Annotated in this window: 31 protein-coding genes and 1 pseudogene; 19 read left to right on the top strand and 13 right to left on the bottom strand. The window is 72.6% G+C overall.

All coding sequences use genetic code 11. The features are described 5' to 3' along the window. Window positions 1-34: 34 nt before the first annotated feature. Window positions 35-4,432, top strand: coding sequence for a S8 family serine peptidase (locus ACQP26_RS10310; protein ID WP_433495572.1), 4,398 nt, complete (start codon window positions 35-37; stop codon window positions 4,430-4,432). Between the two features lie 369 nt (window positions 4,433-4,801). Here ACQP26_RS10310 and ACQP26_RS10305 read toward each other — a convergent pair whose 3' ends face one another. Further along, complete coding sequence (locus ACQP26_RS10305; protein ID WP_433495571.1) at window positions 4,802-5,290, bottom strand: winged helix-turn-helix domain-containing protein; 489 nt, start codon at window positions 5,288-5,290, stop codon at window positions 4,802-4,804. A gap of 252 nt (window positions 5,291-5,542) precedes the next feature. On the opposite strand from ACQP26_RS10305, the pseudogene ACQP26_RS10300 reads away from it, so the two are divergent. Beyond that, window positions 5,543-5,776 (top strand): annotated as a pseudogene (locus tag ACQP26_RS10300) (hypothetical protein); the annotation flags it as partial. A gap of 30 nt (window positions 5,777-5,806) precedes the next feature. Here the strand turns inward: ACQP26_RS10300 and ACQP26_RS10295 are convergent. Further along, a complete protein-coding gene (locus ACQP26_RS10295) occupies window positions 5,807-6,841 on the bottom strand; it encodes a sigma-70 family RNA polymerase sigma factor (protein WP_281578464.1) in 1,035 nt (344 codons plus the stop codon). 96 nt (window positions 6,842-6,937) lie between these two features. Here ACQP26_RS10295 and ACQP26_RS10290 point away from each other — a divergent pair, with 96 nt between their 5' ends. Further along, window positions 6,938-7,765, top strand: coding sequence for an alpha/beta fold hydrolase (locus tag ACQP26_RS10290; protein ID WP_281578465.1), 828 nt, complete (start codon window positions 6,938-6,940; stop codon window positions 7,763-7,765). Window positions 7,766-7,769: 4 nt separating this feature from the next. Here ACQP26_RS10290 and ACQP26_RS10285 read toward each other — a convergent pair whose 3' ends face one another. Then, window positions 7,770-9,317: an IS110 family transposase gene (locus ACQP26_RS10285; RefSeq protein WP_433493753.1), complete on the bottom strand. Its 1,548-nt coding sequence runs from the start codon at window positions 9,315-9,317 to the stop codon at window positions 7,770-7,772. Between the two features lie 301 nt (window positions 9,318-9,618). On the opposite strand from ACQP26_RS10285, the gene ACQP26_RS10280 reads away from it, so the two are divergent. Then, the gene (locus ACQP26_RS10280; protein ID WP_269700829.1) at window positions 9,619-9,846 is read left to right on the top strand and encodes a hypothetical protein; all 228 of its coding nucleotides are present in this window, start codon (window positions 9,619-9,621) and stop codon (window positions 9,844-9,846) included. 52 nt (window positions 9,847-9,898) lie between these two features. Here the strand turns inward: ACQP26_RS10280 and surE are convergent, their stop codons facing one another. From surE to ACQP26_RS10265, 3 genes are all read right to left on the bottom strand, one after another. After that, entirely contained in the window at window positions 9,899-10,729 is an 831-nt protein-coding gene (gene surE / locus ACQP26_RS10275; protein WP_281578466.1) for a 5'/3'-nucleotidase SurE, read from the bottom strand. Next, a complete protein-coding gene (locus ACQP26_RS10270) occupies window positions 10,719-11,660 on the bottom strand; it encodes a 1-phosphofructokinase family hexose kinase (protein WP_433495570.1) in 942 nt (313 codons plus the stop codon). The genes surE and ACQP26_RS10270 overlap by 11 nt, the downstream gene beginning before the upstream one ends. A gap of 68 nt (window positions 11,661-11,728) precedes the next feature. Beyond that, window positions 11,729-12,673 (bottom strand): FAD-dependent oxidoreductase, encoded by a 945-nt coding sequence (locus ACQP26_RS10265; protein WP_433495569.1) that lies wholly within the window; start codon window positions 12,671-12,673, stop codon window positions 11,729-11,731. A 148-nt stretch (window positions 12,674-12,821) separates the two neighbouring features. On the opposite strand from ACQP26_RS10265, the gene ACQP26_RS10260 reads away from it, so the two are divergent. The 6 genes from ACQP26_RS10260 to ACQP26_RS10235 are packed head-to-tail and all read left to right on the top strand — an operon-like array spanning window position 12,822 to window position 15,654. Continuing rightward, window positions 12,822-13,235 (top strand): YbaB/EbfC family nucleoid-associated protein, encoded by a 414-nt coding sequence (locus ACQP26_RS10260; RefSeq protein WP_433495568.1) that lies wholly within the window; start codon window positions 12,822-12,824, stop codon window positions 13,233-13,235. Continuing rightward, a complete protein-coding gene (locus tag ACQP26_RS10255) occupies window positions 13,232-13,561 on the top strand; it encodes a hypothetical protein (RefSeq protein ID WP_433495567.1) in 330 nt (109 codons plus the stop codon). The genes ACQP26_RS10260 and ACQP26_RS10255 overlap by 4 nt, the downstream gene beginning before the upstream one ends. 3 nt (window positions 13,562-13,564) lie before the next feature. After that, window positions 13,565-14,059: a hypothetical protein gene (locus ACQP26_RS10250; RefSeq protein WP_281578470.1), complete on the top strand. Its 495-nt coding sequence runs from the start codon at window positions 13,565-13,567 to the stop codon at window positions 14,057-14,059. Then, window positions 14,052-14,579: an endonuclease gene (locus tag ACQP26_RS10245; protein WP_269700837.1), complete on the top strand. Its 528-nt coding sequence runs from the start codon at window positions 14,052-14,054 to the stop codon at window positions 14,577-14,579. Before ACQP26_RS10250 ends, ACQP26_RS10245 begins: the two co-directional genes overlap by 8 nt. After that, entirely contained in the window at window positions 14,576-15,121 is a 546-nt protein-coding gene (locus ACQP26_RS10240) for an SUKH-4 family immunity protein (protein WP_281578471.1), read from the top strand. Before ACQP26_RS10245 ends, ACQP26_RS10240 begins: the two co-directional genes overlap by 4 nt. Continuing rightward, on the top strand, window positions 15,118-15,654 hold the full coding sequence (locus ACQP26_RS10235; RefSeq protein ID WP_269700841.1) for an SUKH-4 family immunity protein: 537 nt from the start codon (window positions 15,118-15,120) through the stop codon (window positions 15,652-15,654). The genes ACQP26_RS10240 and ACQP26_RS10235 overlap by 4 nt, the downstream gene beginning before the upstream one ends. A gap of 2 nt (window positions 15,655-15,656) precedes the next feature. On the opposite strand, the gene ACQP26_RS10230 is transcribed toward ACQP26_RS10235, so the two are convergent. Next, window positions 15,657-16,550, bottom strand: coding sequence for a hypothetical protein (locus ACQP26_RS10230; RefSeq protein WP_433495566.1), 894 nt, complete (start codon window positions 16,548-16,550; stop codon window positions 15,657-15,659). A gap of 47 nt (window positions 16,551-16,597) precedes the next feature. Beyond that, window positions 16,598-17,212, bottom strand: coding sequence for a dihydrofolate reductase family protein (locus tag ACQP26_RS10225; RefSeq protein WP_433495565.1), 615 nt, complete (start codon window positions 17,210-17,212; stop codon window positions 16,598-16,600). 159 nt (window positions 17,213-17,371) lie between these two features. On the opposite strand from ACQP26_RS10225, the gene ACQP26_RS10220 reads away from it, so the two are divergent. Continuing rightward, on the top strand, window positions 17,372-17,734 hold the full coding sequence (locus ACQP26_RS10220; protein ID WP_433495564.1) for an ADP-ribosylation/crystallin J1: 363 nt from the start codon (window positions 17,372-17,374) through the stop codon (window positions 17,732-17,734). Window positions 17,735-17,774: 40 nt separating this feature from the next. On the opposite strand, the gene ACQP26_RS10215 is transcribed toward ACQP26_RS10220, so the two are convergent. Beyond that, a complete protein-coding gene (locus tag ACQP26_RS10215; RefSeq protein WP_433495563.1) occupies window positions 17,775-18,512 on the bottom strand; it encodes a VOC family protein in 738 nt (245 codons plus the stop codon). 143 nt (window positions 18,513-18,655) lie between these two features. Here ACQP26_RS10215 and ACQP26_RS10210 point away from each other — a divergent pair, with 143 nt between their 5' ends. Continuing rightward, a complete protein-coding gene (locus ACQP26_RS10210; RefSeq protein WP_269700850.1) occupies window positions 18,656-19,081 on the top strand; it encodes an iron chaperone in 426 nt (141 codons plus the stop codon). Between the two features lie 8 nt (window positions 19,082-19,089). Here ACQP26_RS10210 and ACQP26_RS10205 read toward each other — a convergent pair whose 3' ends face one another. Next, window positions 19,090-20,043, bottom strand: a complete 954-nt coding sequence (locus tag ACQP26_RS10205) for an FAD-dependent oxidoreductase (RefSeq protein WP_433495562.1) — start codon at window positions 20,041-20,043, stop codon at window positions 19,090-19,092. A gap of 95 nt (window positions 20,044-20,138) precedes the next feature. Continuing rightward, a complete protein-coding gene (locus ACQP26_RS10200) occupies window positions 20,139-20,834 on the bottom strand; it encodes a hypothetical protein (RefSeq protein ID WP_433495561.1) in 696 nt (231 codons plus the stop codon). A 200-nt stretch (window positions 20,835-21,034) separates the two neighbouring features. Between ACQP26_RS10200 and ACQP26_RS10195 the strand changes: the two genes are divergently transcribed. The 5 genes from ACQP26_RS10195 to ACQP26_RS10175 are packed head-to-tail and all read left to right on the top strand — an operon-like array spanning window position 21,035 to window position 23,501. Further along, window positions 21,035-21,484 (top strand): MarR family winged helix-turn-helix transcriptional regulator, encoded by a 450-nt coding sequence (locus ACQP26_RS10195; RefSeq protein WP_433495560.1) that lies wholly within the window; start codon window positions 21,035-21,037, stop codon window positions 21,482-21,484. Further along, the gene (locus ACQP26_RS10190) at window positions 21,481-22,296 is read left to right on the top strand and encodes an NAD-dependent epimerase/dehydratase family protein (RefSeq protein ID WP_433495559.1); all 816 of its coding nucleotides are present in this window, start codon (window positions 21,481-21,483) and stop codon (window positions 22,294-22,296) included. Before ACQP26_RS10195 ends, ACQP26_RS10190 begins: the two co-directional genes overlap by 4 nt. A 53-nt stretch (window positions 22,297-22,349) precedes the next feature. Beyond that, the gene (locus tag ACQP26_RS10185; RefSeq protein WP_433495558.1) at window positions 22,350-22,682 is read left to right on the top strand and encodes an ArsR/SmtB family transcription factor; all 333 of its coding nucleotides are present in this window, start codon (window positions 22,350-22,352) and stop codon (window positions 22,680-22,682) included. Then, window positions 22,679-23,155, top strand: coding sequence for an SRPBCC family protein (locus ACQP26_RS10180; protein WP_269700858.1), 477 nt, complete (start codon window positions 22,679-22,681; stop codon window positions 23,153-23,155). Before ACQP26_RS10185 ends, ACQP26_RS10180 begins: the two co-directional genes overlap by 4 nt. Continuing rightward, on the top strand, window positions 23,133-23,501 hold the full coding sequence (locus ACQP26_RS10175; protein WP_269700860.1) for a nuclear transport factor 2 family protein: 369 nt from the start codon (window positions 23,133-23,135) through the stop codon (window positions 23,499-23,501). The genes ACQP26_RS10180 and ACQP26_RS10175 overlap by 23 nt, the downstream gene beginning before the upstream one ends. Here ACQP26_RS10175 and ftrA read toward each other — a convergent pair. Then, the gene (ftrA, locus tag ACQP26_RS10170) at window positions 23,468-24,469 is read right to left on the bottom strand and encodes a transcriptional regulator FtrA (protein ID WP_269700862.1); all 1,002 of its coding nucleotides are present in this window, start codon (window positions 24,467-24,469) and stop codon (window positions 23,468-23,470) included. The two genes, ACQP26_RS10175 and ftrA, sit on opposite strands and share 34 nt — an antisense overlap. 70 nt (window positions 24,470-24,539) lie before the next feature. On the opposite strand from ftrA, the gene ACQP26_RS10165 reads away from it, so the two are divergent. Together ACQP26_RS10165 and ACQP26_RS10160 are read left to right on the top strand one after the other, a co-directional pair. After that, entirely contained in the window at window positions 24,540-24,995 is a 456-nt protein-coding gene (locus ACQP26_RS10165; protein WP_269700864.1) for a rhodanese-like domain-containing protein, read from the top strand. Window positions 24,996-25,049: 54 nt separating this feature from the next. Continuing rightward, window positions 25,050-25,628: a dihydrofolate reductase family protein gene (locus ACQP26_RS10160; protein WP_269700866.1), complete on the top strand. Its 579-nt coding sequence runs from the start codon at window positions 25,050-25,052 to the stop codon at window positions 25,626-25,628. On the opposite strand, the gene ACQP26_RS10155 is transcribed toward ACQP26_RS10160, so the two are convergent. Beyond that, on the bottom strand, window positions 25,610-26,320 hold the full coding sequence (locus ACQP26_RS10155) for a helix-turn-helix domain-containing protein (protein WP_269700868.1): 711 nt from the start codon (window positions 26,318-26,320) through the stop codon (window positions 25,610-25,612). The genes ACQP26_RS10160 and ACQP26_RS10155 overlap by 19 nt on opposite strands. Window positions 26,321-26,338 lie beyond the last annotated feature (18 nt).

The following is a 26,338-nucleotide window of genomic DNA, read 5'->3' as shown; positions in this document are numbered from 1 at the left end:
CATCAGCGGGTCATCGGAACAGGAGGCAGCACCGATGCTGAGACGTCCACACAGATGGGGCCCGGCCCGGCGGCTGGTGAGCGCGGGCGCGGCCCTGGTGCTCGCCGCCACCACGCTGGCCGTGACCGGCACGGCGGCACAGGCCGAGACCGGCGCGGGCGCGTCGGCCGACGACAAGATCCGTCCCGAACTCACCCGCCAGCTCCAGGGCAAGAGCGAGGGTGACTTCTGGATCCACTTCGGCGCCAAGGCGGACCTGAGCAAGGCCGCCGCGATCAAGGACTGGAACGAGCGCGGTGCCGCCGTCGCGGCGGCGCTGAAGAAGACCGCCGCCGACAGCCAGTCGAAGATCCGCGCCGAGCTGGACCGCTCGGGTACGAAGTACCAGACCTTCTGGGCGACGAACGCCATCAAGGTCACCGACGGCTCGCTGACCATGGCGCAGAACTTCGCCGCCCACTCCGAGGTGGACGGCCTGTACGCGCCGGTGGAGTACAAGCTGCCGGAGACCACCCCCGGCACCGACGAGAAGACGGCGAACGCCCTGGAGTGGGGCATCGCCAACATCAACGCCGACGACGTGTGGTCCCAGTACGGCGTCAAGGGCGCCGGGATCACCGTGGCGAGCATCGACAGCGGCGTCCAGTTCGACCACCCGGCGCTGGTGAACTCGTACCGGGGCAACAACGGTGACGGCACCTTCGACCACGACTACAACTGGTTCGACGCCGCCGGCGAGTGCGCCACCGCGCCGTGCGACTCCGACGGCCACGGCACGCACACCATGGGCACCATGGCCGGTGCCGACGGGGCCAACCAGATCGGTGTCGCCCCCGAGGTCAAGTGGATCGCCGCGAACGGGTGCTGCCCGTCCGACGACGCGCTGGTCTCCTCCGGGCAGTGGATGCTGGAGCCCACCGACCTCAACGGGCAGAACCCGGACGTCAGCAAGCGGCCGAACATCATCAACAACTCGTGGGGCACCAGGACGCCGTCGAACGAGCCGTTCATGGAGGACATCACCGACGCCTGGACCGCATCCGGCATCTTCGGCGTCTGGTCCAACGGCAACAACGGCCCGTCCTGCCAGACCAGCGGCTCGCCGGGCAGCCTGGCCAGCAACTACTCGGCGGGCGCGTACGACGTCAACAACAACATCGCCAGCTTCTCGTCCCGGGGCACCGGGCAGAACGGTGAGATCAAGCCGAACATCTCGGCGCCGGGTGTGAACGTGCGCTCCAGCGTGCCGACCGACTCGTACGCCAGCATCAGCGGCACCTCGATGGCGGCGCCGCACCTGGCCGGCGCGATCGCGCTGCTCTGGTCGGCGGCGCCCACCCTGGTCGGGGACGTCACGGCGACCCGCGCGCTGCTCGACGACGCGGCCATCGACAAGGGTGACACCCAGTGCGGCGGCACCACCGACGACAACAACGTCTACGGCGAGGGCCGCCTGGACGCGCTCGCGCTGCTCGCCGCCGCCCCGATCGGCGACAACGGCACGCTGGCCGGCAAGGTCAGCGACGCCGCCACCGGCGCGGGCATCGCCGGGGCCACCGTCACCGTGTCCGGCGCGGCGGACCGCACGCTGACCACCGGCGCGGACGGGACGTACTCGTCGCTCCTGCCGGCCGGCGACTACCAGGTGGTCGTCTCGGCGTTCGGGTACGCGACCCGCACGCTGTCGGCGACGATCACCGCGAACACGACGACCACGCTCGACGTGGCGCTCACCGCGGTGGCGAGCGTGACGGTCAGCGGGCAGGTCACCGACGGGCCCGGGCACGGCTGGCCGCTGTACGCGAAGGTGAGCGTCGAGGGCACGCCGATCTCCGACTACACCACGCCGGCGACCGGCCGCTACAGCCTGTCGCTGCCGTCCGGGGCCACCTACCGGCTCACTGTCGAACCGCAGTACGCCGGCTACCTGACCACCACCAAGGAGATCACCGTCGGCACGGGCAACGCCGTCGCCAACATCGCGGTGCAGGCGAACCCGGAGGCGTGCACCACCGCCCCCGGCTACACGACCAGCTCCGACGGCGAGTACGAGACGTTCGACGGCACGGGCGTGCCGGACGGCTGGACCGTGGTGGACAACGCCGGCACCGGCCAGGTCTGGGAGTTCACCGACGCCGGTGAGCGCGGCAACCTGACCGGCGGCAGCGGTAACTTCGCCATCATCGACAGCGACAACTACGGCAGCGGCGGGCGGCAGGACACGTCGCTGGTCAGCCCGGTGGTCGACCTGACCGGCGTCACCGCGCCGGTGATCCGGTTCAACCAGGACTACAACTGGCTCAACAGCGACCGGGCGGACGTCGACCTGAGCCTGGACGGCGGCACCACGTGGAGCAACGTGCTGCGGCAGGCGGCCGACGTACGCGGCCCGCGGGTGACCGAGGTGCCGATCCCGCAGGCGGCCGGCCAGTCGCAGGTGCGGGTGCGCTTCCACTACTACGAGGCGAGCTGGGAATGGTGGTGGCAGGTCGACAACGTGCTCATCGGCAGCAAGCTCGTCTGCAAGCCGGTGAACGGCGGCCTGGTGCTCGGCCACGTCCGCGACAAGAACGACAACGGCTACGTCAACGGCGCCACGGTGACCAGCAAGGACCGCCCGGCGGAGAAGGCCACCACAGTGGCCACGCCGGACGACACCGAGCTGCCCGACGGCTTCTACTGGATGTTCTCGTCGCTGACCGGGACGCACCCGTTCACCGCCAGCGCCGGCAACTACGTGAGCCAGACCAAGCAGGTGACGGTCGAGGAGGACTGGGCCACCGCGGCCAACTTCCAGCTCGCCGCCGGCCGGCTGTCGGTGAAGCCGACCTCGATCACCGGCACGGTCCGGATGCCCAGCGGGAAGGTCAGCAAGACCTTCACCGTCACCAACACCGGCGGGGCCCCGGTCACCGCCGAGTTCAGTGAGCGCGACGGCGGGTTCGTGCTGCAGCGGGCCGACGGTTCCCAGTTGTCCCAGCAGCAGGTGCTCGGCTCCACCGGCGCGCCGCTGCAGCGGCTGACCGCCGCCACCTCGTTCGCGGCCCGCTCGTCGGGCAAGTCGTCGAACGCGATCGCCGCCGCCGCACCCCAGGCGGACCCGTGGACCACCATCCCGGGCTACCCGGCGAACGTGATGGACAACCGGGTCGTCACCGTCGACGGCTCCGTCTACTCCATCGCCGGTGGCGACGGCACCGCGTCGAGCGCCAAGAACTACCGGTACGACCCGATCGCCCAGACGTGGACCGGGATCGCCGACCTGCCCGGCGCGCGCAACGCCATGACCGTCGGGGTGGTCGACGGCAAGATCATCGCCACCGGCGGCTGGGGCGCCGCCGGTCCGGACGCCGCCACCTTCTCGTACGACCCGGCGGCGAACACCTGGACCCGCAAGGCCGACAACCCGGCGCCGCGCTCGGCAGCCGGCCAGGCGGTCGCGGGCGGCAAGCTGTACGCGATCGGCGGCTGCACCACCGCGAGCTGCACGCCGATGGCCAACTCGGTGGTCCGGTACGACCCGGGCGCCGACGCCTGGGAGACGCTGCCGGCGTACCCGAAGTCGGTGGCGTTCCTGTCCTGCGGCGGGATCGACGGCATCGTCTACTGCACCGGCGGCAACGACGGAACCACGTCGCAGAAGGTCGGTTACGCCTTCGACCCGGCCGCAAACGCCTGGACCGCCATCCCGGACGCGCCGGCCGACAGCTGGGCCTCCTCGTACGCGGTGGCCAATGGCAAGCTCCTGGTCGTCGGCGGGTCGCAGGGCGGCGCCATCACCAACGCCGGCTTCGCGTTCGACCCGGCGACCAACTCGTGGGCCAACCTGCCCAACGCCAACACCGCCCGCTACCGGGGTGGCGCGGCCTGCGGGTTCTACAAGATCGGCGGTTCGTCGGGCAGCTTCACGGCCACCAAGGACAGTGAGGTCCTGCCCGGCTTCGGCGAGTGCTCGGAGGCCGCCGCCGACGTGAGCTGGCTGACCGTCGACAAGTCGAAGGTCACGCTGGCGCCGGGTGAGAAGGTCACCGTCACCGTCACGATGACGGCGAACGTCGACCAGCCGGGCACGTACTCCGCGTCGGTGGCGATCAAGGAGGACACTCCGTACACCGTCGAGCCGGTGGCGGTGACCATGATCGCGCAGCCGCCGACCACCTGGGGCAAGCTGTCCGGCACGGTCTCCGGCACGAGCTGCCAGGGCACCACCGCGCCGCTGGCGGGCGTGACAGTGCAGGTCGACTCCTGGGCGAACTCGTACACCTTCACCACCGACGCCCAGGGCCGGTACGCCTACTGGATGGACCGGCGCAACAACCCGCTGACCCTGATCGTCGCGAAGGACGGCTGGAAGCCCCAGACGCGCCAGACGAAGATCAACAGCAGTACGCCCACGGTGGAGGACTTCACCCTCTCCCCCACCCGCTGCTGACCTCAGCACCGACGAGGACGGCCCGCCCGGCACACACCGGGCGGGCCGTCCCACTCCTGTTGATCTGCGAGCCCGGCGAGATCTTGGTACCAAACGGCCCCCATAAGGGCACTTTCCTGCCAAGATCTCCGCCAATCCCACCACGCGGAACGCGCGTCTCGCCTGACGGGAGGCTCGTCGCGGCAACCAGCCGCACGAGGATCTCCGGCACACACCCGCGCCTCCACCGGCGGCGGATCTTGCACATGCGGCCCTGGCAAAGTGCGCCAAAGGGACACCCCCGGGGCCAAAAGTTCAAGATCGCCGGACCGGACCGGACCGGACCGGGCCGGGCCGGGCCGGGGTGGGGCGGGGCGGGCGGGGGCGCGGTCAGGGAGTGAGGCGGAAGCCTACGCCTCGGACGGCGTGGATCGTGGCGGAAGCGTCGAGGCGGCCCAGCTTGCGGCGGAGGCGGCGGACCACCGAGTGCATGTCCGAGCGCCGTCCGAGGTGGTCGTTGCCCCACACGGTGCGGTGCAGCCGGGCGTACGTCCACACCTGGCCGGGCGTGCCGGCGAGGCAGACCAGCAGGTCGTGCTCCAGCGGCGTCAGCCCGATCTCCCGCTCCCGCCAGCGCAGCACCCGCCGGTCGGAGTCGACGGCCAGATCACGCCCGGGCGGCTCGGCCGGTGTCTCGGCCTCCACGGCCGCGGGCGGCGGGGTGAGCGCGGGCCGACGTACCAGGTCGAGGAAGCGACGGGCCTGGTGGGCGCTGGAGACGATCAGGAACGACTCGGTGCCGCCGAGCAGTTGGGCGAGCTGCCGGCGCTCGGCCGACGAGGACGCGATGCCGATGACCAAGGACGGGAGCCCTGTCATCCGTTCCCACCTTTCCGGCAGGCCGAACCACAACGCCGGGCGGCCGCCAGGCACGACGTTGCGGAGGCACCTGGCTTGCGGAGTTCGACCCGAGGGGTGCGGGAGCTGCGGTTTCGTGAGGCTTCGGGGTGAACTACCGGGATCATATAGCCGGGCACCGATGATTGGTATAGCAGTTAACGTCGATGTAACTGCCTGCAACAAGGTGTTCGAGGCAACCTGCGCCGGGCCGGTTTCGCCACGCGCGTACCGATGAGAGCCGGGAGGTACGGCGGTCCAATGCGTGTGATCACCCACCTGCTCTGTCTGGCCGACGGGACGCCCACCCGCGCGGACATCGCGGCGCGCTGCGCCGAACTGGCCGAGGCGCTGCGTGGCCGCGACGGGGGCGTGGTGGTGTGCGACGTGTCCGCCGTGACCGCACCCGACCTGGTCACCGTCGAGGTGCTGGCGCGGATGCGCCTGACCGCGCGGCGGTTCGGCTGGCGGCTGGAGGTACGCGGCGCGGGCGACGACCTACGCGAGCTCGCGGGCCTGCTCGGGCTGGCCGGCGCCCTCCTCCAGCCGGGCGGGCAGCCCGAACAGCGGGAACAGGCGGTCGACGTCGAGGAAGTTGTTGAGCGACGTGATCCGGTCGCCGGAGACGCCGAGCACGATCAACGCCCAGGGCACGTGGCCTGAGCCGTCGGGGTCACGCCGGTAGTGCCCGAACGCGGGCATCCCGTTGGCGGCGGTCGGTACGAGGCGGGAGCCGCGGCAGCCGCTGCCGGTGCCCGCCATCCACGCCGCGATGTGCTCGGGGCCGTGCAGCCACAGCGGCAGCGGCGGCATCGACAGCGTCGCGTCCTCGTGCAGCAGGGCGGTGAGCGCCGTCAGGTCGTACGCCTCGAAGGCGCGCACGTAGCGCGCGAGCAGCGCCTGCTGCTCGGCGTCGAGCGGCCGGCGCACGTCGGCCTCGGTGTCGGCGGAGGCGAGCGTGGCCCGCGCCCGCTGCAGGGCGCTGTTGACGCTCGCCACCGACGTGTCGAGCAGTTCGGCGACCTCCTGCGCCGACCAGGCCAGCACCTCGCGCAGGATGAGCACTGCGCGCTGCTTCGGCGGCAGGTGCTGCAGCGCCGCGACGAACGCCAGCCGGACCGACTCCCGGCCGGCGACCACCTCGGCCGGGTCGGCGACCTCCGGCAGCACCCGGTCGTCGGGCGCCGGACCGAGCCAGATCTGCTCCGGGCGCGGCTCGCCGGGGTGGGTGGCGGTGCCGACGCCGGCCGGGCCGAGGTCCATCGGCCGGACCCGGCGCTGCGCGCTGGTGGACATGGTGAGGCAGACGTTCGTCGCGATCCGGTAGAGCCAGGTCCGCAGCGCGGACCGCCCCTCGAACTTGTCGAAGTTGCGCCAGGCCCGGACGAACGTGTCCTGCACCGCGTCCTCGGCCTCGAAGGCCGAACCCAGCATCCGGTAGCAGTAGCCGGTCAGCTCCGACCGGTACGCCTCGAGTTGCGCCTCGACGGGGACGCTCGCCACCTCGCTCACCTGGCTGAAACTAGCCCACATGCTGCGTGAACGCGAGCACGTTCGAGCCCGTGCCGATGAGTACGCCCGGCCCGCGCGGTCCAACTGTCGTCAGGTCACCACGTCCGAGGAGCACCGATGACCACAGCGCAGCGCGACGAGACCCACGCCCCGGGGCGGTACGCCGACGTCAACGGCGTCCACCTGTACTACGAGACGCACGGTGCCGGGCGGCCGATGATCCTGCTGCACGGCGGCCTCACCTCGGGTGAGATGTTCGCGCCGATCCTGCCCACGCTGGCCGCGAAGCACCAGGTCGTCGTGGTGGACCTCCAGGGCCACGGCCGCACCGCCGACGTGGACCGGCCGCTCGACATGGCGCTGATGGCCGACGACGTCGCCGCGCTCATCGACCACCTCGGGCTGGACCGCCCGGACGTGGTCGGCTTCTCCCTCGGCGGCGGCGTCGCCCTGCACACCGGTTTCCGGCACCCGGAGAAGGTGGGCCGGCTGGTCGCCGCGTCCGCGCACATCCGCCGTGACGCCGTGTACCCGGAACTGCTGGCGCAGCAGGGGCAGGTGAACGCCGCGGCGGCCGAGTACATGAAGGACACGCCGATGTACGAGCTGTACCAGCGGGTCGCGCCGCGTCCGGAGGACTTCCCCCGGCTGCTCGACAAGATCGGCGAGGCGATGCGGAAGGACTTCGACTTCACCGAGCAGGTACGCGCCCTGCGGGTGCCGACACTCGTGGTCGCCGCCGACGCCGACATGGCCCCGCCGAGCCACTTCGTCGAGGTGTTCGGGCTGCTCGACGGCGGCCTCCGCGACGGCGGCTGGACGGGCGAGGGCCGCCCGGCGGGCGGGCACGCGCTGGCGATCCTGCCCGGCCTGACCCACTACGACATCGACCAGTCGCCGCTGTTCGCCGCGGTCACCCTGGACTTCCTCGACCGGGACCGCTGATTCCCTATCGGGGATCGGCTGTCAAGGTGGTGGCCGGCTTGACCTTGTAGGTCGGCTGGTTGGACGATCGTTGGCGGGGAAGGTCGCCTCGTTTGTCGGCGCTTTGCGCGTCTGACCTGACATGTCCCGCGAGGACTCGTTGAGGGGCCTTCCCCGCCTTCGTGTCGGTGGTTTTGGTGCTGCGCCGGCGGGCGCGGACGCTGGCGGGGACGGTCCACTGTTCGGTGATGAGCTGTTTCGCCTGCTGTGGGGTGACCGGGGTGCCGTCGAGGTCGCAGATCACGTAAGGCATGCGGCGGCGCATCACGGCCCAGAGCCGTTCGGCGAGCCGGGCCGCGACGACGCAGCTGGCCTTGAGGTGCTCGGCGCCGCGTTCGACCATCTGCTGGTGGTAGACCCGCGCGAGCTGGGGATCCTGCTTGCGGGCCCAGTCCGCGGCCCGGATCAGGGTGGCCCTGGCGAGCCGGGAGCCGGCCTTGGACATCGGCTGGCCCTTGCGGTTGGTGTCACCGGTCTCCGACGCCCGCGGCGCGAGTCCGAGGTAGGACTTGAAGTGCGCCGCCGTCGGGAACCGGGCGGCGTCACCGATCACCGCGGTCATTGCCGGTCCGCCGACCTCGGCCAGGCCGGGCAGGCTGCGGGCCAGCTGCATCGGGTCCACCCACCGGTAACAGGATTCCCGCTCGGCCGCGTGCGAGGCCAGTTCGGCGTCGATGGCGCGTAGCAGCCGCACCTCGGTCGCGATCTCCGCGGCCAGGTCGCTGAACGCGACCGCCGGATGCTCACCGTAGAGGTCGACCGCGGCCCGGGCGGCGACCAGCCACAACTCGGCCCGCGCCTGACCCTGGTGGTTGTTCGACGCTTTGACAATCAGCGCGGTCAGCCGGGCCCGCCCGAGCCGTAGCAGCGCACGCGGGTCGGCGTAGCGTTCCAGCACCGCCAGATCGGCCTTGCCCAGATCACCGGTCAGCGGCGTGCACGGCCTCACCTGCCGGACCAGGTCCTTGATCCGCACCTTGTGCTCGGACGCGGCCATCGTCAGCCGATCACACGCCCGCACCCGCCGGTCCAGTGCCGCCGCGGCCGCATCCGGCAGTTCCAGGGGCCGCAACCCGTCCGGATCGATCAACGGCAGCCGGGCCAGGGTGTCCGCGTCGATGCCGTTGGACTTCGCATGCCGCGACAGGAATCGACGCAGATCCGCGGCCTTCGCACTCGACACCCGGAACACCAGATGCCCGCGGGCGGTAAAGAACACCGCGATCGGCAACCACGCTGGCCCGGTCGGCTCCATCACCACCTCCAACCGAGTCCCGGCCTCGGCGCCTGCCAGCGCCGCCGTCTCAATCGCGGTCAGACTCTGCAGCGTCGGCTCGCACCGCCGCCTGCACACCTCCTGCCCGGCCTCGTCACGCACCCGCACCGTGTGCGCCGACGCGATCCCCAGATCGATACCGACCAACCTGCGCTGCACTTGCCGCCTCCCGCGCACCGACCAACCACCTACTCCGGCGATCCGCGCGGGAACACCGCACAACAGCCACGGTCCCAAGGAGGCAGAGCAATCCGACGACGGCTCCCACTCATGTGCTGCAACCGGGCCCGACCTCAACAGGGCCGACCCACTTCCCTCATCCGGGGCATCCGTGGCCAGACCAGCGGTGGCAATCAGCGGTACGAGGCTCTCCCTCAGACCCCAACTCGACGCCACCCACCGGACCAACCGGGATGCTCATGCAATCCCAGGACCCCCGCGCTGATCAAGCACCGGAGTTCCTTACATGAGTCCACGCGTGTGCCGCGTCCCGTCCCGGGGTACCGCTTTCCGCAGGAGCACTGGTGAGGAGGACGAGATGACCGACCCCAGGTACGCACCGATCGGGCTGGCCACTGCCGGGCAGTTGGTCCCGGACGACGGGGAGACCGGCGGCGGTGAGGTCGTCGGCGCCGACGACGCGGCGGCGGACGCCGCCCGGGCCGGCGCCGACGTGGACCTGTCCCGGGCCGACCGGGACAGCGACGGCACCCCGGTGGGCGCCGCCGACGCCGAGGCCGACCGCAGGCGCGCCGCCGGCGAGTGAACGACCGGTTCCGTCCCGCCATCCGTACGACGGTGGCGGGGCGGAGCCGTCCTCAGCCGTCGACCGGAAGCTCCACGTCGGGCAGGTGGCCCAGCGCCCGGATCGCGGTCACGGCGGCGTACCCGTCGGCCAGCCAGGCGATGTCGGTGCCGGGGACCGCGCGGACCGCGTTCTCCTCGACCGCCGTCCGCACGAAGCCCTCGCCCCGCTCGGCGATCGAAACCTGCACCTGGCCGAACGGCGCCAGGGTCGCCCGGCGCAGCCCGGCCACCTGGTCGGCCGGCAGGTCGGGCACGTTGAGGTTGAGCACGGTGCCCGGGTCCGCCTCGGCCAGCCACGGCAGCAGCGTCGCGGCCAGCTCGGCGGCGCTCGACCAGTGGCGGGACTCGTCGTCCACGCTGTCCAGCACCGCGATCGCCGCGCCGCCGCTGCCGGCGCTCGCCGCCGCCGGGGTGAGCACGTCGAGCGACACGGCGAGCGCGCGAATACCGTTGTTCCCGGCGGTCAGCGCCGCGCCGACAGTGCCGGAGTGCAGGACCGCGTGGCCCGCGTTCGCGCCCCGGTTGATGCCGGACAGCAGCAGATCCGGGACCGGCCCGAACACCCCGAGCCCGGCCAGCACCGCGATGTAGGCCGGGGAGGCGGCCACCGCGTACGCCGGCACGTCGGGCAGCCCGTCCAGCTCGGTCTCGCGGAACACCAGACGCCCGTCCTCGGTCACCGCGGACAGCGCCGCGCTCATCCCGCTCGCCTCGGCCTCCGGCGCCGCGACCACCACGTCCAGCCCGCGCTCGTACGCGGCCCGGGCCAGCGCGCGGATGCCGGGGGCGTGCACGCCGTCGTCGTTCGTCACCAGCACCCGGGGCGGCCGGTCAGCCGTCATCGTCGCCACCGTCCAGCGGGGTCAGCCGCACCCGGCCGGCCAGTTCGCGTACCGCCTCGGCCCGGCCGGTGCCCAGCCCGTGCCGGGTCACGTTGAGCGCTCCGGCGGCGGCGCCGACGTGCAGCGCCTCCCGCATGTCGCCGCCCCGGGCCAGCACCGCCGCCACCCCGGCGGTCATCGAGTCGCCGGCGCCCCGGTGGTCGGCCAGTTCCAGCGGCGGGGCGTGCACCAGCAGCGGCTCGCCGTCCTCCGGCAGCGCCAGCGCCGGCTCCCCGGCGCGGCTGATCAGCACCGTCCGTGCGCCGCGCTCCTGGCAGCGGCGGCCGGCGTCGCGCAGCGCCTCGACGCTGTCGTCCTTGGCGAGGCCGTCGTCGAGCAGTTCCTCGTGGCTGACCTTCAGCACGCTCACCCCGCCGTCGAGCACGGCCTCCAGGTACGGCCCGGACAGGTCCGCCACCACCGTGCCGCCGTTGGCGCCCAGGTCGGCGGCGAGCCGGCGGTAGATGTCCGGGTCCACCACCTGCGGGTCGGCCGGCCCGCTGAGCACGCTGACCGGGGCACGCAGCCCTTCGGTGAGCGTCACCGTGTACAGCTCGTCGATGTCGTGCCGCACCATCGGCGCGCCCGGGTGCTCGGCGATCTCGACCCGCTCGCCGTCGCGCCTGTCGTGCACGTACCAGCCGGTGCCGGATTCCCGCCGGACCACCCGTACCGTGACCTCCTCGTCGTCGAGCAGCTTGCGGACCGCGTCGCCGACCTCGCCGCCGAGGCCCACGCACAGGGTCACCGGTACGCCGAGCGCGGCGATCATCCGGGTCTGCCACACCCCCTGCCCGCCGGGGTGCAGGTGCAGCTCGGGTACGTCGCCCTGCTGCTCGATCGTCACAGTCAACAGCGGGGCCGGGGCGAACACCATCACCTTCTGGTCCATCCACCAGTGGTGCCCGCTGACCGGCCCCGGTAATCCCCCAGGTCAGTGCGGGTGTGCGGGCGCGGCGGTCAGCCGCCCAGGACGAGATCCGCCACCTCGGCGGCGCAGCCCCAGGACAGCGTCACCCCCGCGCCGCCGTGCCCGTACGCGTGCACCAGCCGTCCGTCCGCCGGGTCCACCTCGACGCGGGGGCCGCCGTGCCGGGCCGGGCGCAGCCCGATCCGCTCCCCGACCAGCGGCGCGTCCGCGAGCTGCGGCACCAGCGCCACGCACCGGCGCCGGATCGCGGCCGCCTCCTGCGGGTCGGGGCGGGTGTGCCACACCCCCGCCTCGCAGGTGCCGCCGAGCACCACGTCGTGGCGGCGCGGATGCACGTACGTGATGCCGGCCGGGTCGTCCTCGTCGCGTACTGAGACGGTCAGGCCCGGATTCGCCACCAGCAGGACGTGCCCGCGCGCCGGGTACACGGCCGGGTCGGCGGCGACGCGGCCGGCGGCCAGACCGGTCGCGTTCACCACGACCGGCGCGACCTCGTACGCCTCGGCGAGCGCGCCCAGGGGACGGCGGACGATTCGGCCGCCGCCCGCCTCCAGGCGCTGCCGCAGCCAGGTGAGGTACGGGGTCATCTCCACCGACGGGGCGGTGAACCGCAGCAGCGCGGTGTACGGCGGCTCCGCCGGCTCGGCCACCAGGTCGCCGCAGGCGTCGGCCCACCACGGCGGCCCGGCGTAGCGGTGGCGCAGCCACATCCGGGTGGGCCGGTCGACCACCCCCGGCACGCCGTCGGCCGCCTGGCGGCGCAGCTCGGCGTGGGTGTCCCGGGCCCAGCGCAGCACCCTGGGATCCTCCTCGGTGTGGCTGGGGTACCAGACCGCGGCGGCCACCGTGGACACGGTGTCGGCCGGGTCGTGGGCGGTCAGCACGGTGACGTGTGCGCCGCGCCGCTGGAGCGTGAGCGCTGTCGTCATCCCGATCACCCCGCCGCCGACCACCACCACGTCCGCCTTCGTCATGATCCGCTCCCGTCACCAGTACCCGCGTGTTCCCGCCGATGGTGGCCGCCCGGACGGCTGGTGTTCAAGACGGATCGGGCGGCGTACGGGACCAAATCGCTTTGTCCGTCTCGGTTACGCTCGTGGCGTTTGGCCTTGGGGAGGGCTCATGAGTGCGGATCCTTCGATGAGCGGCGACTTCACTCGCATGCTCGACGCCACGATGGCGGCACTTCGGACGGTGGGTCCGCCACCGGAGGGCGAGGCGGAAACGCCGGCGGTCGGCGAGGCGGCCGACGGGCAGGTACGCGCCGAGATGGGACGCGACGGCAAGCTCCACTCGCTGCACGTCGAGCCGCGGCTGATGCGGCTCGGCTCCGAGGAGCTCACCGCGCACATCGTCACCGCCGTCAACGCGGCGATCGACGGGCTGCGCGCCGGCCCGGCCCCGCAGGTGGCGGACATGTCGCAGCTGCGGGAGCAGTTGCAGGAGGTACGGGACACCGCCGTACCCCGGCTCGGGTCGTTCCTCGACGCACTCACCGAGGCGCAGGAGCGGCTGGCGCGGGGCGGGCAGCGATGAGCGGCGACGGCTTCGAGGTGCACCCGCCGCTGATCCGGGCCGCCGGGCGCGGCGTCACCGACCTCGCCAAGCGGTTCGCCGGCGAGCTGGAGGCGTTCGAGGCGCGGATGCAGGGCTTCGGCGAGCCGTGGGGCGCCGACGACATCGGCTCGTTGATCGGCATCGCCTACACCGAGGTGGCGAACTACATCTTCGACTGCGTCGGCATGGCGGCCGACGAGTTCACCTCGGCGGGCGCCGACATCACCGGGATGGCCGACGCGTACGAGCGGGTCGACGAGGACGGCGCGGGCACGATGCGCTCGCTCGCCGGCGGGCTGGGGTGAGCCGTGGGACTGCAACTACCCGGTGAGCTGGTCACCGCGCTCGGCTGGATCGGTTACACCTGGCCGCAGGCCGACGAGGAGAAGCTCTTCGAGATGGGCCAGGCGTGGCTCGAGTTCGGCGGCCGGATCGGGGCGGCGGCCGGTGAGGTGGACGCGGCGGCCGCACAGGTGTGGACGCAGAACGTCGGCCCGGCGATCGCGGCGTTCCAGAAGTGGTGGGGCGGCGAGCAGAACGGACCGCTCGTGCTGCACGACAGCATGCCGGCGGCCATGCTGCTCGGCACCGGGCTGATCATCTGCGCGGCTATCGTCCTGGCGCTGAAGATCGCGGTGATCGTGCAGCTCGCCATCCTCGCGTTCCAGGTCGCCCAGGCGATCGCCACCGCCGTGGTCACGTTCGGCGCCTCGCTGGCCGAGATCCCGATCTTCCAGATCATCACCCGGGAGATCGTCGGCGCGCTCATCGACCAGGTGATCGGAAGACTGCTCGATGCCTAGCCCGAGGCGCGGCCGGGGCGCCGCCGCGAAACCGGCGGCCGGCAAGATCGTCCGCAAGGCGGTCGAGAAGCTGGAGAAGCCGATCGTCCGGGTCACCGGGCCCAACCGGAGCCTGCCCACCAAGGTCGTGCGGGTGCAGCGCCGGGACTTCCACGCCACCGCCCAGTTCCGGCGCAAGATGGCCGCGCTGAAGAAGCTCAGCGACTCCGGCAAGCTCTACAAGGCCACCAACCCGGTTGCCCGCGACAAGAGCATCACCGACGGCTACAAGGACCGGATCCGGCAGAAGATCTGGGACAAGTACTGGCCGCACGACAAGGACCTCGCCAACCGGCTCAGTCAACGGCTCAGCGACTACCACCCCGACCACGTGTGGGAACTGCAGCTCGGCGGGCCGGACACCGTCGACAACCTCAAGCTGCTGCATGGTAGAACCAACACGGACATCGGCTCCCAGATCTGGGGGCAGATCCAGAATCTGCCGGACGGAACCCCGATCCGAATAGAGGTAGTGGATTGACTTCCGATCTCGCGCAGCTTCTCGGCGAACTCCGCGCGGACCTCGCCGCGGACGAGCCGGCCAGTCTCGCGTACGCGCAGATCGGCGAGCCCGCCGACGCCGGTGACGTGCCGGCGGACCTGCCGGCCGGCCTGCGTGATCTGCTGCTCGCCGCCGACGGCCTGCGGGCCGGCGCGTTCGAACTGGCCTCGGCCGGCCGGCTCGCCGGGGTGCAGTACTTCCTCGACTACGCGCCCGACTTCTCCCCCGTCCCGCAGGACAAGGGCGGCTGGCTCGTCGTCGGCACGCGCAGCGACGAGCCGATCTTCCTGGAGCGGACGACCGGCGCGGTGTGGTACTTCCCGCCGACCGGCACCGAGTGGTTCATGGGAGACGCGTTCGAGGAGCTGGCGCCCGACCTCGACTCGTTCGTGCACTACTACGTGCTCGGCCCCGGCTACGCCGAGCTGGTCACCGACGACGACGGGTGGTACGCGTTCCTCGACCGGCAGGGCCTGCTCGACGAGGCGGACGAGGTCGACGAGGACGAGGCGCAGCCGTGACAGTGACCCGCGAACAGCTCACCGCCTTGTGGGGTGAGCGGGGTGTCATCTACTTCCCCGACCAGCGCTTCGACGCGATCCTCGGGCCGCTCGGACCGGAGGTGTTCCCGCCCGACGGCGCGCTGCCGGTCGAGGTGCCCATCCTGTTCACAGTGGACGTCTCGGTACCCGACGTCGAGCTGTTCTCCACGCTGTCGATCGAGCTGGGCGATCAGGGCCCCCGCCCGTACGTCGTGCTCGGCGCCTCGCCGGAGGACCCGGCACTGCTGTTCTGCCTGGACGCGGGCACCGGCGCGGTGATCCTGCTCGACCTGGAGACACCGAACCTGGAGACGGTGAACAGCACGTTCGCCGCGTTCGTGGAGTTCCTCTACCGGCTCGGGCAGCTCATCGCCACCGATCCGGGCGGGCGGGAGCGGGCCGCCCGGGCGGCGGCCATCCGCGACGACCTGCGCCCGGTCGACCCGGCCGCGTTCGCGGAGCCGGAGTCGTGGTGGAACATGGCCTTCGACGAGCTGGAGTCGACCGCCTGACGTCAACGGGCGACCGGCGCGGGGGCCGCCGGTGCGGCGCGCCGCGCGCCGGTCAGCCCGGCGACGAGCAGCAGGTACGCGGCCAGCTCCACCACCGCCGTGAGCGCCGGTACGGGCTGCGGCAGCATCCGCGTGGGTGTGATGGCGTACCAGGCGAACAGGGCGGTGTCGGCCGAGTCCGGCAGGCCCAGGGCCTCGATGCCCGCGTCGAGCAGCGGCAACGCGAGCACCGCCAGCAGTGCCGCGCCGGTCGCGGCGAGCCGCCGGCCCCGCCCGGCCAGCAGCACGGCGAGCACCAGCGCGGCGAGCGCGAGCGCCAGCGGCGGCAGCAGCGCGAGGACGAGCGCGGGCACGACGTCGGCCTGGTCGTACCCCGGGCCGCCGACCCGGGTCAGCGTGGTCTCGGTGCGGACCTCCACGAGCCGGGTGCTCGCGGCCACGGCGGCGCCGACGTCGGCGACCCGGACAGCCGCGTACCCGAGGACGGGCGCGGCGGCGACCGCCGCGGCGATCAGGTGCCGGCGCCGCCCACGACCCCGGAACGCGACCAGCAGCACCGCCACCGCGACCAGCGCCGCCCAGCTCCCCGCGAACGCCGCGTCGAAGCCGGCCGTGACGTCGAAGCCGCTGTCGCCACTGCCGTACACCAGCCAGCCGACGTCCCCGGCGCCCGGCTCGGCCGGCATCGTGCGGACCGCGTCCACGATCAACGGTACGAGCGCCGCCGGCACCGCCCAGCGCGGCGCCGGCAGTCCCGCGGCGACGGCGTAGCCGAGCAGCAGCGCCAGGCTCAGCACCTCCGCGCCGCGCCAGAGCGGTGCGGCCACCAGGACGCCGACGACGTGGGCGACGGCGGACACGGCCGCGAGGATCAACAGCAGCGGAGCGCGACGCACCGGCGGATCCTTTCACGACACACCGGCCCGCCGCGGCCCCGTGATCGTCAGTTCCCGGCCGGCACCTGGTCCTTGACGTCGTCGTAGCCGACCGCGCCCGGCGCCGGCGCCGGGGTGTAGATCACCCGGATCACGCCCGTCGGGTACGCCTCGGTCGCGGCCACCCGCAGGTGGTACGGCGCGTCGCCCTCGTCGAACAGCCGGCGGCCCTTGCGGGCGGCGACCGGGTGCACCAGCAGCCGCAGCTCGTCCACCAGGCCCGCGGCGAGCAGTTGCTGCACCACCGAGATCGAGCCGGGGATGAGGATGCCCTTGATGCCGGCGTCGGCCTTGAGCGCGCGTACGGCGTCGGTCAGGTCACCCTGGATCAGCTCGGAGTTGCGCCAGGAGAACTCCAGCGGCTGGCGCGAGACGACGACCTTGCGCATGTCGCCGAGCTGCTTGGCGAACGGCGCGTCCTCACCGCCGGCGGCCTCCCGGTCCGGCCAGGCGCTGGCGAAGCTGTCGTACGTCTCCCGGCCGATCAGCAGCACGTCGGAGGTGTCGTAGTCCTCGGTGACGGCGCGGCCCATGTTGTCGTCGAAGTACGGGAAGTGCCAGTCGGGGTCGATCTCGGCGACACCGTCGGCCGAGATGAACAGCGTGGAGATGACAGTGGCCATCGCGGTGCTCCCTACCTGTCTGTCTGGGATGTCGACGGGTGGACCGCCGAGGCTTCGCGAACTCATCGCATCCGCTGTCGATTCTGCGGCCGAAACCCGATGGCCGGTCGCGGCGCGCCGCCGGTACGGTGCCACAACCGTCGCCGAAGGGGGTACGCGATGACGGAGACGACGACACTGTGGCGCCCGACCGGTCCACGAGAGCTCGACCTCGTCCGCGCCTCCGGCTGGCGGGCCTGGCCGCCGCGGCTGCCGGACCAGCCAATCTTCTATCCGGTGCTCAACGAGCAGTACGCCGTCATGATCGCCCGGGACTGGAACGTGCCGGCGTCCGGCACCGGCTACGTGACGCGCTTCCACGTCGAGCGCGCGTTCGCCGCCCGCTACCCGGTCCGGCAGGTCGGTGGCCGGGAGATCCTGGAGCTGTGGGTGCCAGCCGAGGAGCTCGACGAGTTCAACCGGCACATCGTCGGACCGATCGAGGTGGTCCACGAGTTCCGGGCACCGGAGCGGGCGGGCTGACCGGCGCCGGGCGGGTGGTCGCGCCCGCCCGGTCCGCGGGTCAGCCCGGGGTGAGCAGGCAGAACTCGTTGCCCTCCGGGTCGACGAGCACCCGCCAGTGGATGTGGGCCCCACTGACGCCGGCGGCGGTGGCGCCGAGCGCCAGCAGCCGGGCCTCCTCGGCGTCCAGTTCGTCGCCCGGGTAGGGGCGGACGTCGAGGTGGACGCGGTTCCAGCCGGTCTTCGCGTCGGTGCTGCGGGCGAACCGCAGGTACGGCCCGACGCCCTGGGCGGAGCGCAGCACGGCCTGCTCGTCGGTCGCCTCGTGCACGGTCCAGTCGGTGGCCCGGCTCCAGAAGTCGGCCATGACGCGCGGGTCGGCGCAGTCGACCACCACCTCGGCGATCGGCCCGGTGTCCGCGTGCCGCGGGTTCGGCTCCCGTACGCAGAACTCGTTGCCCTCCGGGTCGGCCAGGACCGTCCACGGCACGTCGCCCTGGCCCACGTCGGCGGGGGTGGCGCCGAGAGCCCTCAGGCGCGCGACCAGATCCGCGTGGTGCTCGGCCGAGGTGGTCGCGAGGTCGACGTGGACGCGGTTCTTCGCCGTCTTCGGCTCGGCGGAGACGACGAGATCGACGTAGAGGAAGCGGGGGTCCGGGTAGGTGAAGCCCTCGGGTTCGAGGTTCGTCACTCCGGGAGCCTCGCTGGAGATCCCCCAGCCGAGCACCTTCGCCCAGAAACCGCCGAGCGTCACCTCCTCGTGGGCCTTCATGTTGATCTGCACGAACCGCGTTGCCATGGCCGCGATGCTAGAGCCCACGCCGCGCCGGCGTGGTCCCGGCAGACGATCAGGAATCGAGAAGCGCCCGGTCACCGGCACGCCATAGCGTTGCCGTCAGCGGTCGGCACCACGCGGACCGCAAGCCACGAGGGGGAATCGAGATGTCCGACGGGTTCAGTGCCGAGGAGCGCGCCGCGATGAAGGAGCGCGCGGCCGAGCTGCGCGCCGAGGGGAAGAAGGGCGCCAAGAAGGCCGACGACCTCCAGGCGGTGCTCGACCGGATCGCGCAGATGGCGCCGGAGGACCGCGAGCTGGCCGAGCGCGTGCACGTGACGATCATGTCCGCCGCGCCGGAGCTGTCGCCGAAGACCTGGTACGGCATGCCCGCGTACGCGAACGCCGACGGCAAGCTCGTCGTGTTCTTCCAGGACGCGGGGAAGTTCAAGTACCGCTACTCGACGGTGGGCTTCCAGGAGGCGGCGAACCTCGACGACGGCGACATGTGGCCGGCGTCGTTCGCGCTGATGCGGTGGAGCCCGGAGGTGGAGAAGAGGCTCACCGAACTGGTGCGGGCCGCCGTGTCCTGATCACGCGGTCAGGCGGACGGCGCGGCGCCGAGGGCGAGCGCCGCCGCCGCGGCCGCGCAGCCCCAGGACAGCATCACCCCGTTGCCCGCGTGGCCGTAGTTGTGCACGACGAGCGCGTCACCACGCCGTTCGGCCTCCACGCGCGGCGCCGCTCGGCCGGGACGCAGGCCGACTGTGTGTTCGAGGACGTCGGCGCCGGCCAGGGCGGGTTCGATGGCGGCGCACCGGGCGATCACCTCGGCCTCCTCGGCCGGGTCGGGCGTGGTGTCGTCGCTGCGCCGCTGCCCGCCGCCGAGCACCACGTGGTCACCGTGCGGGAAGATCGACGCCCAGGCCGGCGCCATCGGCGCCTCCATGAAGAACCGGTCCAGGCCGGGGTTGCGCACCACGATCCGGGGCCCGCGCACCGGGTGCAGGCCGGTGTCGCCGGTCAGGGCCCGCGCCGCCAGCCCGGCGCAGTTGACCACGACCGGGGCCAGCGCCGCCGCCTCGTCGAGCGAGCCCACCGGCTCCTCCCGTACCTCGCCGCCGCCGTCGCGGAGGCGGGCCAGGAGGTACGCGAGGTAGACCGGCATGTCGACGAGGGGCAGCCGGACGGTGAACGCGGTGCCGAAGCCGGCGGGCCGCTCGTCGTCGCCCAGGTGCCGGAAGCCCGGCGTCTGCTCGGCGTACGGCGGCGTCGCCCCTTCCGGCCGGGCGGCGAGCGTGCCGTCGCGCCATGCCACGCCGGGCATCGGCTCGGCACCGAGCACCCGCAGCGTCTCGTCGGTCCAGGCGCGCTGCGGGTCGCCGGGCGGGGACAGGTTGGGGCCGACCATCGCCCCGGCCAGCGCCGACGTGGTCCGCGCGGGCGGCGCCGCGGTGCGCACGAGCACCCGGGCGCCGTTCTCGACCAGGCGGATGCCGGTGCTGAGGCCGCTGACCCCGGCACCGATGACGAGGACGTCCGGACGTGTGGCCATCGCGGGCTCCATCCGCTCGACGGTCGCGGCCCGGCCCATTCTCCACCGGTCGGTCCCGTCTGTTTGTCCCCGCAGCGACGTCCGCCGGTAGGCGGTCAGCGCTGCCAGGAGTCGAGGCCGCGGACCGCGGCCCCGGCGATGTCGTCGGCCAGCCCGGGGTCGTTACTGGTGCCCTCCCAGCCCTGGTCGTGGACGACGGTGACCGCGTCGGCGACCCGGATCACGATGATCTGGCTGGTGGCCTGCCCGTCGGCCGGGCTGCCGTCGAGGGCGGTGGCCGGCCGGGTGACAGTCACCAGCAGCGCCTCGTCGCCGGTGCGGGCCATCGGCTGGGACCGGACGGTGACGGTGCCGCCGGCTTCCTTGAACGACCGGCAGGACTCCATCGCCCCGCGGACCCGGCGCAGGTAGTCGGCGGCGCCGGTTCCTTCGAAGGCGAAGACGGTCTGGTGCAGCGTGCCGTAGGGGACGTTCTCCGGCGGGTCCTTCGGCTGCTTGTAGGTGCTCATCATCGCGGCGCTCGCGGTGACCGACCGTCCACCGCTGCGGAACTCCTCGGCGCACAGTTCGGGCAGCGCGTCGGTGACCTCCATCGGCTGCGCGTCGTTCTTGCGCAGCGCCGGCGGCAGGTCGGCGAAGGCAGACTTCGGGATGGTCACGGGCCCGCCGGACGACGGCGACGCCTCCGGCGTCGCGGGGGCGGTCGCCGAGGTCGCGCTCGGGTCCGCGGTGCCGCCGTCGCCGCAGGCGCCGGCCAGCAGCGTGGCGACGAGCAGGGGTACGCCAAGCATCCGCCTACGGCGACCCGGTGTCCTCATGTCGACCTCCGTCCCGTGCCCGTCCCGACGACGTTCCCGATGCCACGCCGCCCGAAACGGCGCGCCCGTTTCCCCTGCTCCCCCAACGGCTGGGCACCCCGCCACGTTCCGGTGCGCAGCCACCCCTTGACTTTTCGTTAGGCGGCTGACAATCTTGTCAGGTGCCTAACGCAATGAACGCCTCCGAGCTGAACGCTCCGGGCGTCTGGGCGAAGAAGTACTTCTTCGCCAGCCGAGCCCTCATGGAGTCCGTGCTGCGCCCCTACGATCTCGGGAACACCCAGTGGTACGTGCTGTACCGGCTGAGTGAGGGCCGGCCGGTCGGTCAGCGCACCCTCACCCGCGAACTCGAGGTCGAACGGGCGACCCTCAGCGCGGTCATCGCGGCGCTCGTCCGCAAAGGGCTGATCGAACAGGTGCCCGACCCGGCCGACCAGCGTCAGAAACAGCTGCACATCACGCCGGCCGGCGTGGACCTGTGGCACTCGCTCCCCGATCCGATGGCGTTGATCGCGGAAGTCGCCTTCGGCGGAGTCGACCCCGCGGACATCGAAACCATGAACCGCGTCCTCAGCGGCGCGACCAGACGACTCATCGACTACCGGAAGGAGCACGGATCATGACCGTTCTCGTGACCGGCGGAACGGGCCTCGTCGGCTCCCGCCTGCTCGGACGACTCACCGCGGCGGGGGTCGAGTGCCGCGCCCTCGTCCGTCCCGGAAGAGACGTCCCCGAAGGCGTGCGGCGCGTCGAGGGTGACGTCCTCAGCCCCGACTCCCTGCCGGCGGCCGTGGACGGCGTCACCGCGATCATCCACCTGGCCGCCGTGTTCCGCACCCGCGACGACGACCAGATCTGGGCCGTCAACCGGGACGGCACCCGCAACCTGATCGCCGCCGTTCAAAAGCACGCGCCGGAGGCCCGGTTCCTGCTGGCCAGCACCTCCAACGTCTACGGCTTCGACAGCACGCACCCCGGGCGTGAGGACGACCCCGTCGCGCCGACGCTCGCCTACCCCGCCAGCAAGATCGAAGCCGAGCAGATGCTTCGCGCCAGCGGCCTCACCTGGGGCATCCTGCGGCTTCCCTTCATCTACGGCGATCGGGACGGGCACCTCGAATCGCTGCCCGAACTCGCGGCCGGCATGGGCTGGCACCCGGCACAGCGGTTGAGCGTCTGCCACCACGCCGACATCGCCACGGCGTTCGCACTGGCCCTCACGGGAGCGTTCGACAACCGCACCGTCAACATCGCCGACGAGTCGCCCCTGAGCATCTACGAGATGTCCCAGCTCGTCGGCTACTCCTACGCCCCCTCCGCAGAACCGGTCGGTCAGCCGTGGAAGGGGCAGATGGACGTCAGCCTCGCCCGCAGCCTCGGCTTCACGCCGACGATCAGCACCATCTACGAGGCCGTCCGCGCAGGCGCGCTCTGATACAACCACAAACCATCGTTTGCGCAAACGAATGTTTGTGATAGCGTGAGGGCATGCAGTCCGATCCGGACCTCGACCTCGCCTTCGCCGCGCTCGGCGACCCGGTCCGCCGCGCCCTGGTCACCCGCCTGACCCGGGGTGAGGCCACAGTCGGCGAGCTGGGTGAGCCGTTCGACCTGACGCCGCAGGCGATCTCCCACCACGTCGGCGTCCTGCGCCGGTGCGGCCTGGTCGAGCAGCGACGGGAGGGCACGCGGCGGCCGTGCCGGCTGCGCGTCGACCGGCTCGCCCGGATGAGCACGTGGATCGACGAGCAGCGTCGCGCCTGGGACGACCGCCTCGACGCGCTCGAGGAGCACCTCTCCGGTCCGGAGGCGACCCGGTGAGGGCCCGTACCGAACGCCACGGCGACGAACTGATCGCGCTGCGCCACCTGCCCGCCACGCCGGACCGGGTGTGGGCGGCCTTCACCTCACCGTCCGGCATCGCCGCGTTCTGGGGCGGCTCGCACGCCACGGTGCCGCCAGGCTCGGTGACCGTCGACCTGCGACCGGGCGGGGAGTTCGCGCTCGACACCCGCGCCCCGGACGGTCGGACCGGGCGTCTGCGGTTCGTCTATGTGTCCGTCGATGCGCCGCGTGAGCTGGTGTTCGACGAGCCGGTCACCGGCCTGCGCACCACAGTCACGCTGCGGCCCGCCGGAGACGGCACCGACCTCACCGTGCACCAGCGCAAGCTCCCGCCCGAGCTGCGCACCGATCAGGCGGCCGACGGGCTCGCCTCGATCCTCGACGCCCTCGCCGCGCACCTCCGACACCACGACGATGGAGACAGCAGTGACCCGAGCAACCCAGCGTGACCTGGTCGCCGAGTACTTCGACGGCTTCCGGGCGAGCGACCACGAGCGCATCCTCGCCACGCTCACCGACGACGTCGAGTGGGTCATCCACGGCCACCGCACCACCCGGGGCCGCGCGGAGTTCGACGGCGAGATCGAGAACCCGGCGTTCACCGGCAGCCCGCAGCTCGACGTCGAGCGTGTACACGAGGACGGACCGGTCGTCGTGGTCACCGGCGAGGGCCGGGGCGTCAGCGTCGAGCACGGGCCGTTCCGGTTCGCCTTCAACGACCTGTTCACGTTCCGGGACGGCCTCATCGCCCGCGTCGACTCCTACGTCGTACCGCTGGGGTCCGCCGGGTCGTGAGCGCGGCGGCCGCCGGGCCGGGTGAAGGCCCGCCGGTACGCCGACGGCGAGGTCCGCATCGCGGCGGTGAAGTGGTGCCGGAACGTCACGGCCGTCTCGAACCCGACGGTCGTGGCGACCTCCTCGATCGGCGCGGTGGTCGTCTCCAGCAGCGGCAGGCTGGCCTGGACGCGCCGGTCGATCAGCCACCGGATCGGGCTGGTGCCGGTGGCCCGCGCGAAGTGCCGCAGGTAGGTACGCGCCGACATGTGCGCCCGCCGCGCCAGCCGGTCGACGGTGATCGGGGTGTTCAGGTTCGCCAGCGCCCAGGACATGCTCGCCGCGAGCCGGTCGTCCTCCGGGTCGCCGGGCACCGGCGCCTCGATGAACTGCGCCTGGCCGCCCTCGCGGTGCGGCGGTACGACCAGCCGGCGGGCGACCGCGTTGGCGATCGTCGGGCCGTGGTCGCGGCGTACCAAGTGGACGCAGAGGTCGAGGCCGGCCGCGCTGCCGGCGCTGGTGAGGATGTTCCCGTCGTCGACGTAGAGCACGTCCGGGTCGACGCGTACCGCCGGGTGGCGGCGGGCGAGCAGGTCGGCGTACCGCCAGTGGGTGGTGGCGCGGCGACCGTCGAGCAGTCCCGCGCCGGCCAGGGCGAACGCGCCCGAGCAGATCGTCACGATGCGGGCGCCGCGCCGGTGTGCAGCGCGGAGCGCGTCGGTGAGCGCGGGCGACGGGTCGGCGTGCACGTCGGCGACGCCCGGCACGATCAGCGTGTCGGCGGCGGCGAACGCGTCGAGTCCGTGGCCGGTGTGCAGCGTGGCGCCGCCGACCAGCCGCACCGCGCCGGGGGTCTCCGCGCACACGGTCAGCTCGTACCAGGGGACGTCGAACTCCGGCCGGGGCAGGCCGAAGACCTCGGTGACGATGCCGGTCTCGAACACCGACATGCCCTCGTACGCCAGCACCGACACGGTGGAGCGGTTCATGGCGGGATCTTAGCGACAGGCGTCGCTCGCGCCACTGGAGCGGCCGGACGGCGGCCACCACGATGGGGTCATGCCGAACGTCCTGCGCATCCCCGCCGCCCGTCCCGCCGACGCCCTCGCCCACTTCGCGGCCCGGCTCTCGTTCGAGGCCGACGTCAGCGACGTGCACGCCGACCTGGAGGCGGGCGTACCGGGCCTGGTCGTGGTCGACTCCCGCTCCCTACCGGCATGGCGGCAGGGGCACATCCCCGGCGCGGTGCACCTGCCCACCGCGGAGATCGCCGCCCGGGCGGGCGAGCTGGTCCCGCCGGGCGCCACTGTGGTCACCTACTGCTGGGGGCCGGGCTGCAACGGGGCCACCCGCGCGGCGCTGGAGTTCGCCCGGCTCGGCCGCCCGGTCAAGGAGATGATCGGCGGGTACGAGTACTGGGTGCGGGAGGGTTTCCCGGTACGCACCGAGGCGGGGCTGGTCCGGCGGCCCGCCGACGACCTCACCGCCCCGGCCGGCGTCTCGTGCGGCTGCTGAGCCGTGTCGGTTCCGTACAAGACGGCAGGTGGTGGCCGTTCCTAGCATGGCCGCATGCGTGATCTTGTCTACACCGGATTCATGTCGCTCGACGGCGTGGTGGACTCCCCCGGCGGTGGTCCGGGCGAGGACCACCGCAGCGGCGGCTGGGTCGTCAAGGACGTCGAGTTCCTGCCGGAGGCGTTCTCGCTCAAGGGCGAGGAGTTGGCACAGACCACGGCGCTGATGTTCGGCCGCCGCAGCTACGAGGCGTTCGCGCCGACCTGGCGCGACTCCGAGGACCACGCCGCCTACCGGGACCTACCCAAGTACGTGGTGTCGTCCACCCTGCCCGACGACGCGCTGGTCGACGGCTGGGGGCCGACGACGGTCCTGCGCAGCACCGCCGACGTCGCCGCGCTCAAGCAGGGCGACGGCGGCGACATCTTCATCCACGGCAGCGCCGAACTCGCCCGCCGTCTCGCCGAGGCGGACCTGATCGAGCGGTACCACCTGCTCGTCTTCCCGGTGCTGCTCGGCGCCGGCAAAAGTCTGTTCACCCAGGCGGACCGGGACCGGCAGAAGCTGCGTCTGCGCGACAGCGCCGCCTACCCCAACGGCGTCGTCAAACTCATCTACGACGTGACCCGCTGAGCCGGGTCCAGCGCGATCGCGCCACCGGCGCCCGCGCGCAGCTCACCGGCCGTCCGCCCGACGTACCGGCGCAGCGCGCGGGCCAGGTGCGGTTCGTCCACGTACCCGAAGGTGGTGACCGCGTCGGCGGGCGGGCCGCCGGCGGCCAGCAGCACGGCGGCCCGGCGCGCGCGGTCGATCTGCCGCACCGCTCCCCGGGTCAGCCCGGTCGCCGCCCGGAACCGACGTTCGAGGGTACGCGGTGACGCCGGTGGACGGCCGCCGCGCAACGCCTCGGTGACGAGCGGGTCGCGGACCACCACCCCGGCGCGGACCAGCCGCTCCACAAGCGCCTCCGCGTCGTCCGGGCCGGGTGTCTCCCACCGGCCGCCGTCGAGGCGGAACGTGCGGCGGCCCGCGTCGGGCAGCTCGGCGCCGCCGTCCACAAGCGCGGGCGTGGGTACGAGCCGCAGCGAGGTGCCCACCGCGAACTCGATGCCGACGAAGCTCGCACCCTCGGGCACCGGCGCGGTGCCGGTAGCGGTCTCGGGGCCGGAGAGGGCCGCGTACGAGCGCCCGTCGCGCTGCCAGAACACCAGTCCCCAGCACGGCGTCGCCACCGAGGTCATCTCGTCGACCCGATCGCTGACGCAGGTCCACACGGTGTCGACCCAGGCCGAGTCGGACGAGCGTGTGGTGAACCGCAGCTCCACGGCAGGAGCATACGGCGA

The organism is Micromonospora sp. CA-248089 (assembly GCF_050948515.1).
In the GTDB taxonomy this organism is placed as follows: domain Bacteria; phylum Actinomycetota; class Actinomycetes; order Mycobacteriales; family Micromonosporaceae; genus Micromonospora.
This window is presented reverse-complemented; position numbering and strand designations above follow the sequence as displayed.

What these genes read in the sequence shown, in the direction of transcription:
- ACQP26_RS10310 (WP_433495572.1), top strand. Translation starts at nt 35, where the DNA reads ATGCTGAGACGTCCACACAGATGGGGCCCGGCCCGGCGGCTGGTGAGC.
- ACQP26_RS10305 (WP_433495571.1), bottom strand. Translation starts at nt 5,290, where the DNA reads ATGACAGGGCTCCCGTCCTTGGTCATCGGCATCGCGTCCTCGTCGGCC.
- ACQP26_RS10295 (WP_281578464.1), bottom strand. Translation starts at nt 6,841, where the DNA reads ATGTGGGCTAGTTTCAGCCAGGTGAGCGAGGTGGCGAGCGTCCCCGTC.
- ACQP26_RS10290 (WP_281578465.1), top strand. Translation starts at nt 6,938, where the DNA reads ATGACCACAGCGCAGCGCGACGAGACCCACGCCCCGGGGCGGTACGCC.
- ACQP26_RS10280 (WP_269700829.1), top strand. Translation starts at nt 9,619, where the DNA reads ATGACCGACCCCAGGTACGCACCGATCGGGCTGGCCACTGCCGGGCAG.
- surE (WP_281578466.1), bottom strand. Translation starts at nt 10,729, where the DNA reads ATGACGGCTGACCGGCCGCCCCGGGTGCTGGTGACGAACGACGACGGC.
- ACQP26_RS10270 (WP_433495570.1), bottom strand. Translation starts at nt 11,660, where the DNA reads ATGGACCAGAAGGTGATGGTGTTCGCCCCGGCCCCGCTGTTGACTGTG.
- ACQP26_RS10265 (WP_433495569.1), bottom strand. Translation starts at nt 12,673, where the DNA reads ATGACGAAGGCGGACGTGGTGGTGGTCGGCGGCGGGGTGATCGGGATG.
- ACQP26_RS10260 (WP_433495568.1), top strand. Translation starts at nt 12,822, where the DNA reads ATGAGTGCGGATCCTTCGATGAGCGGCGACTTCACTCGCATGCTCGAC.
- ACQP26_RS10255 (WP_433495567.1), top strand. Translation starts at nt 13,232, where the DNA reads ATGAGCGGCGACGGCTTCGAGGTGCACCCGCCGCTGATCCGGGCCGCC.
- ACQP26_RS10245 (WP_269700837.1), top strand. Translation starts at nt 14,052, where the DNA reads ATGCCTAGCCCGAGGCGCGGCCGGGGCGCCGCCGCGAAACCGGCGGCC.
- ACQP26_RS10225 (WP_433495565.1), bottom strand. Translation starts at nt 17,212, where the DNA reads ATGGCCACTGTCATCTCCACGCTGTTCATCTCGGCCGACGGTGTCGCC.
- ACQP26_RS10220 (WP_433495564.1), top strand. Translation starts at nt 17,372, where the DNA reads ATGACGGAGACGACGACACTGTGGCGCCCGACCGGTCCACGAGAGCTC.
- ACQP26_RS10215 (WP_433495563.1), bottom strand. Translation starts at nt 18,512, where the DNA reads ATGGCAACGCGGTTCGTGCAGATCAACATGAAGGCCCACGAGGAGGTG.
- ACQP26_RS10210 (WP_269700850.1), top strand. Translation starts at nt 18,656, where the DNA reads ATGTCCGACGGGTTCAGTGCCGAGGAGCGCGCCGCGATGAAGGAGCGC.
- ACQP26_RS10205 (WP_433495562.1), bottom strand. Translation starts at nt 20,043, where the DNA reads ATGGCCACACGTCCGGACGTCCTCGTCATCGGTGCCGGGGTCAGCGGC.
- ACQP26_RS10200 (WP_433495561.1), bottom strand. Translation starts at nt 20,834, where the DNA reads ATGCTTGGCGTACCCCTGCTCGTCGCCACGCTGCTGGCCGGCGCCTGC.
- ACQP26_RS10195 (WP_433495560.1), top strand. Translation starts at nt 21,035, where the DNA reads ATGAACGCCTCCGAGCTGAACGCTCCGGGCGTCTGGGCGAAGAAGTAC.
- ACQP26_RS10190 (WP_433495559.1), top strand. Translation starts at nt 21,481, where the DNA reads ATGACCGTTCTCGTGACCGGCGGAACGGGCCTCGTCGGCTCCCGCCTG.
- ACQP26_RS10185 (WP_433495558.1), top strand. Translation starts at nt 22,350, where the DNA reads ATGCAGTCCGATCCGGACCTCGACCTCGCCTTCGCCGCGCTCGGCGAC.
- ftrA (WP_269700862.1), bottom strand. Translation starts at nt 24,469, where the DNA reads ATGAACCGCTCCACCGTGTCGGTGCTGGCGTACGAGGGCATGTCGGTG.
- ACQP26_RS10165 (WP_269700864.1), top strand. Translation starts at nt 24,540, where the DNA reads ATGCCGAACGTCCTGCGCATCCCCGCCGCCCGTCCCGCCGACGCCCTC.
- ACQP26_RS10160 (WP_269700866.1), top strand. Translation starts at nt 25,050, where the DNA reads ATGCGTGATCTTGTCTACACCGGATTCATGTCGCTCGACGGCGTGGTG.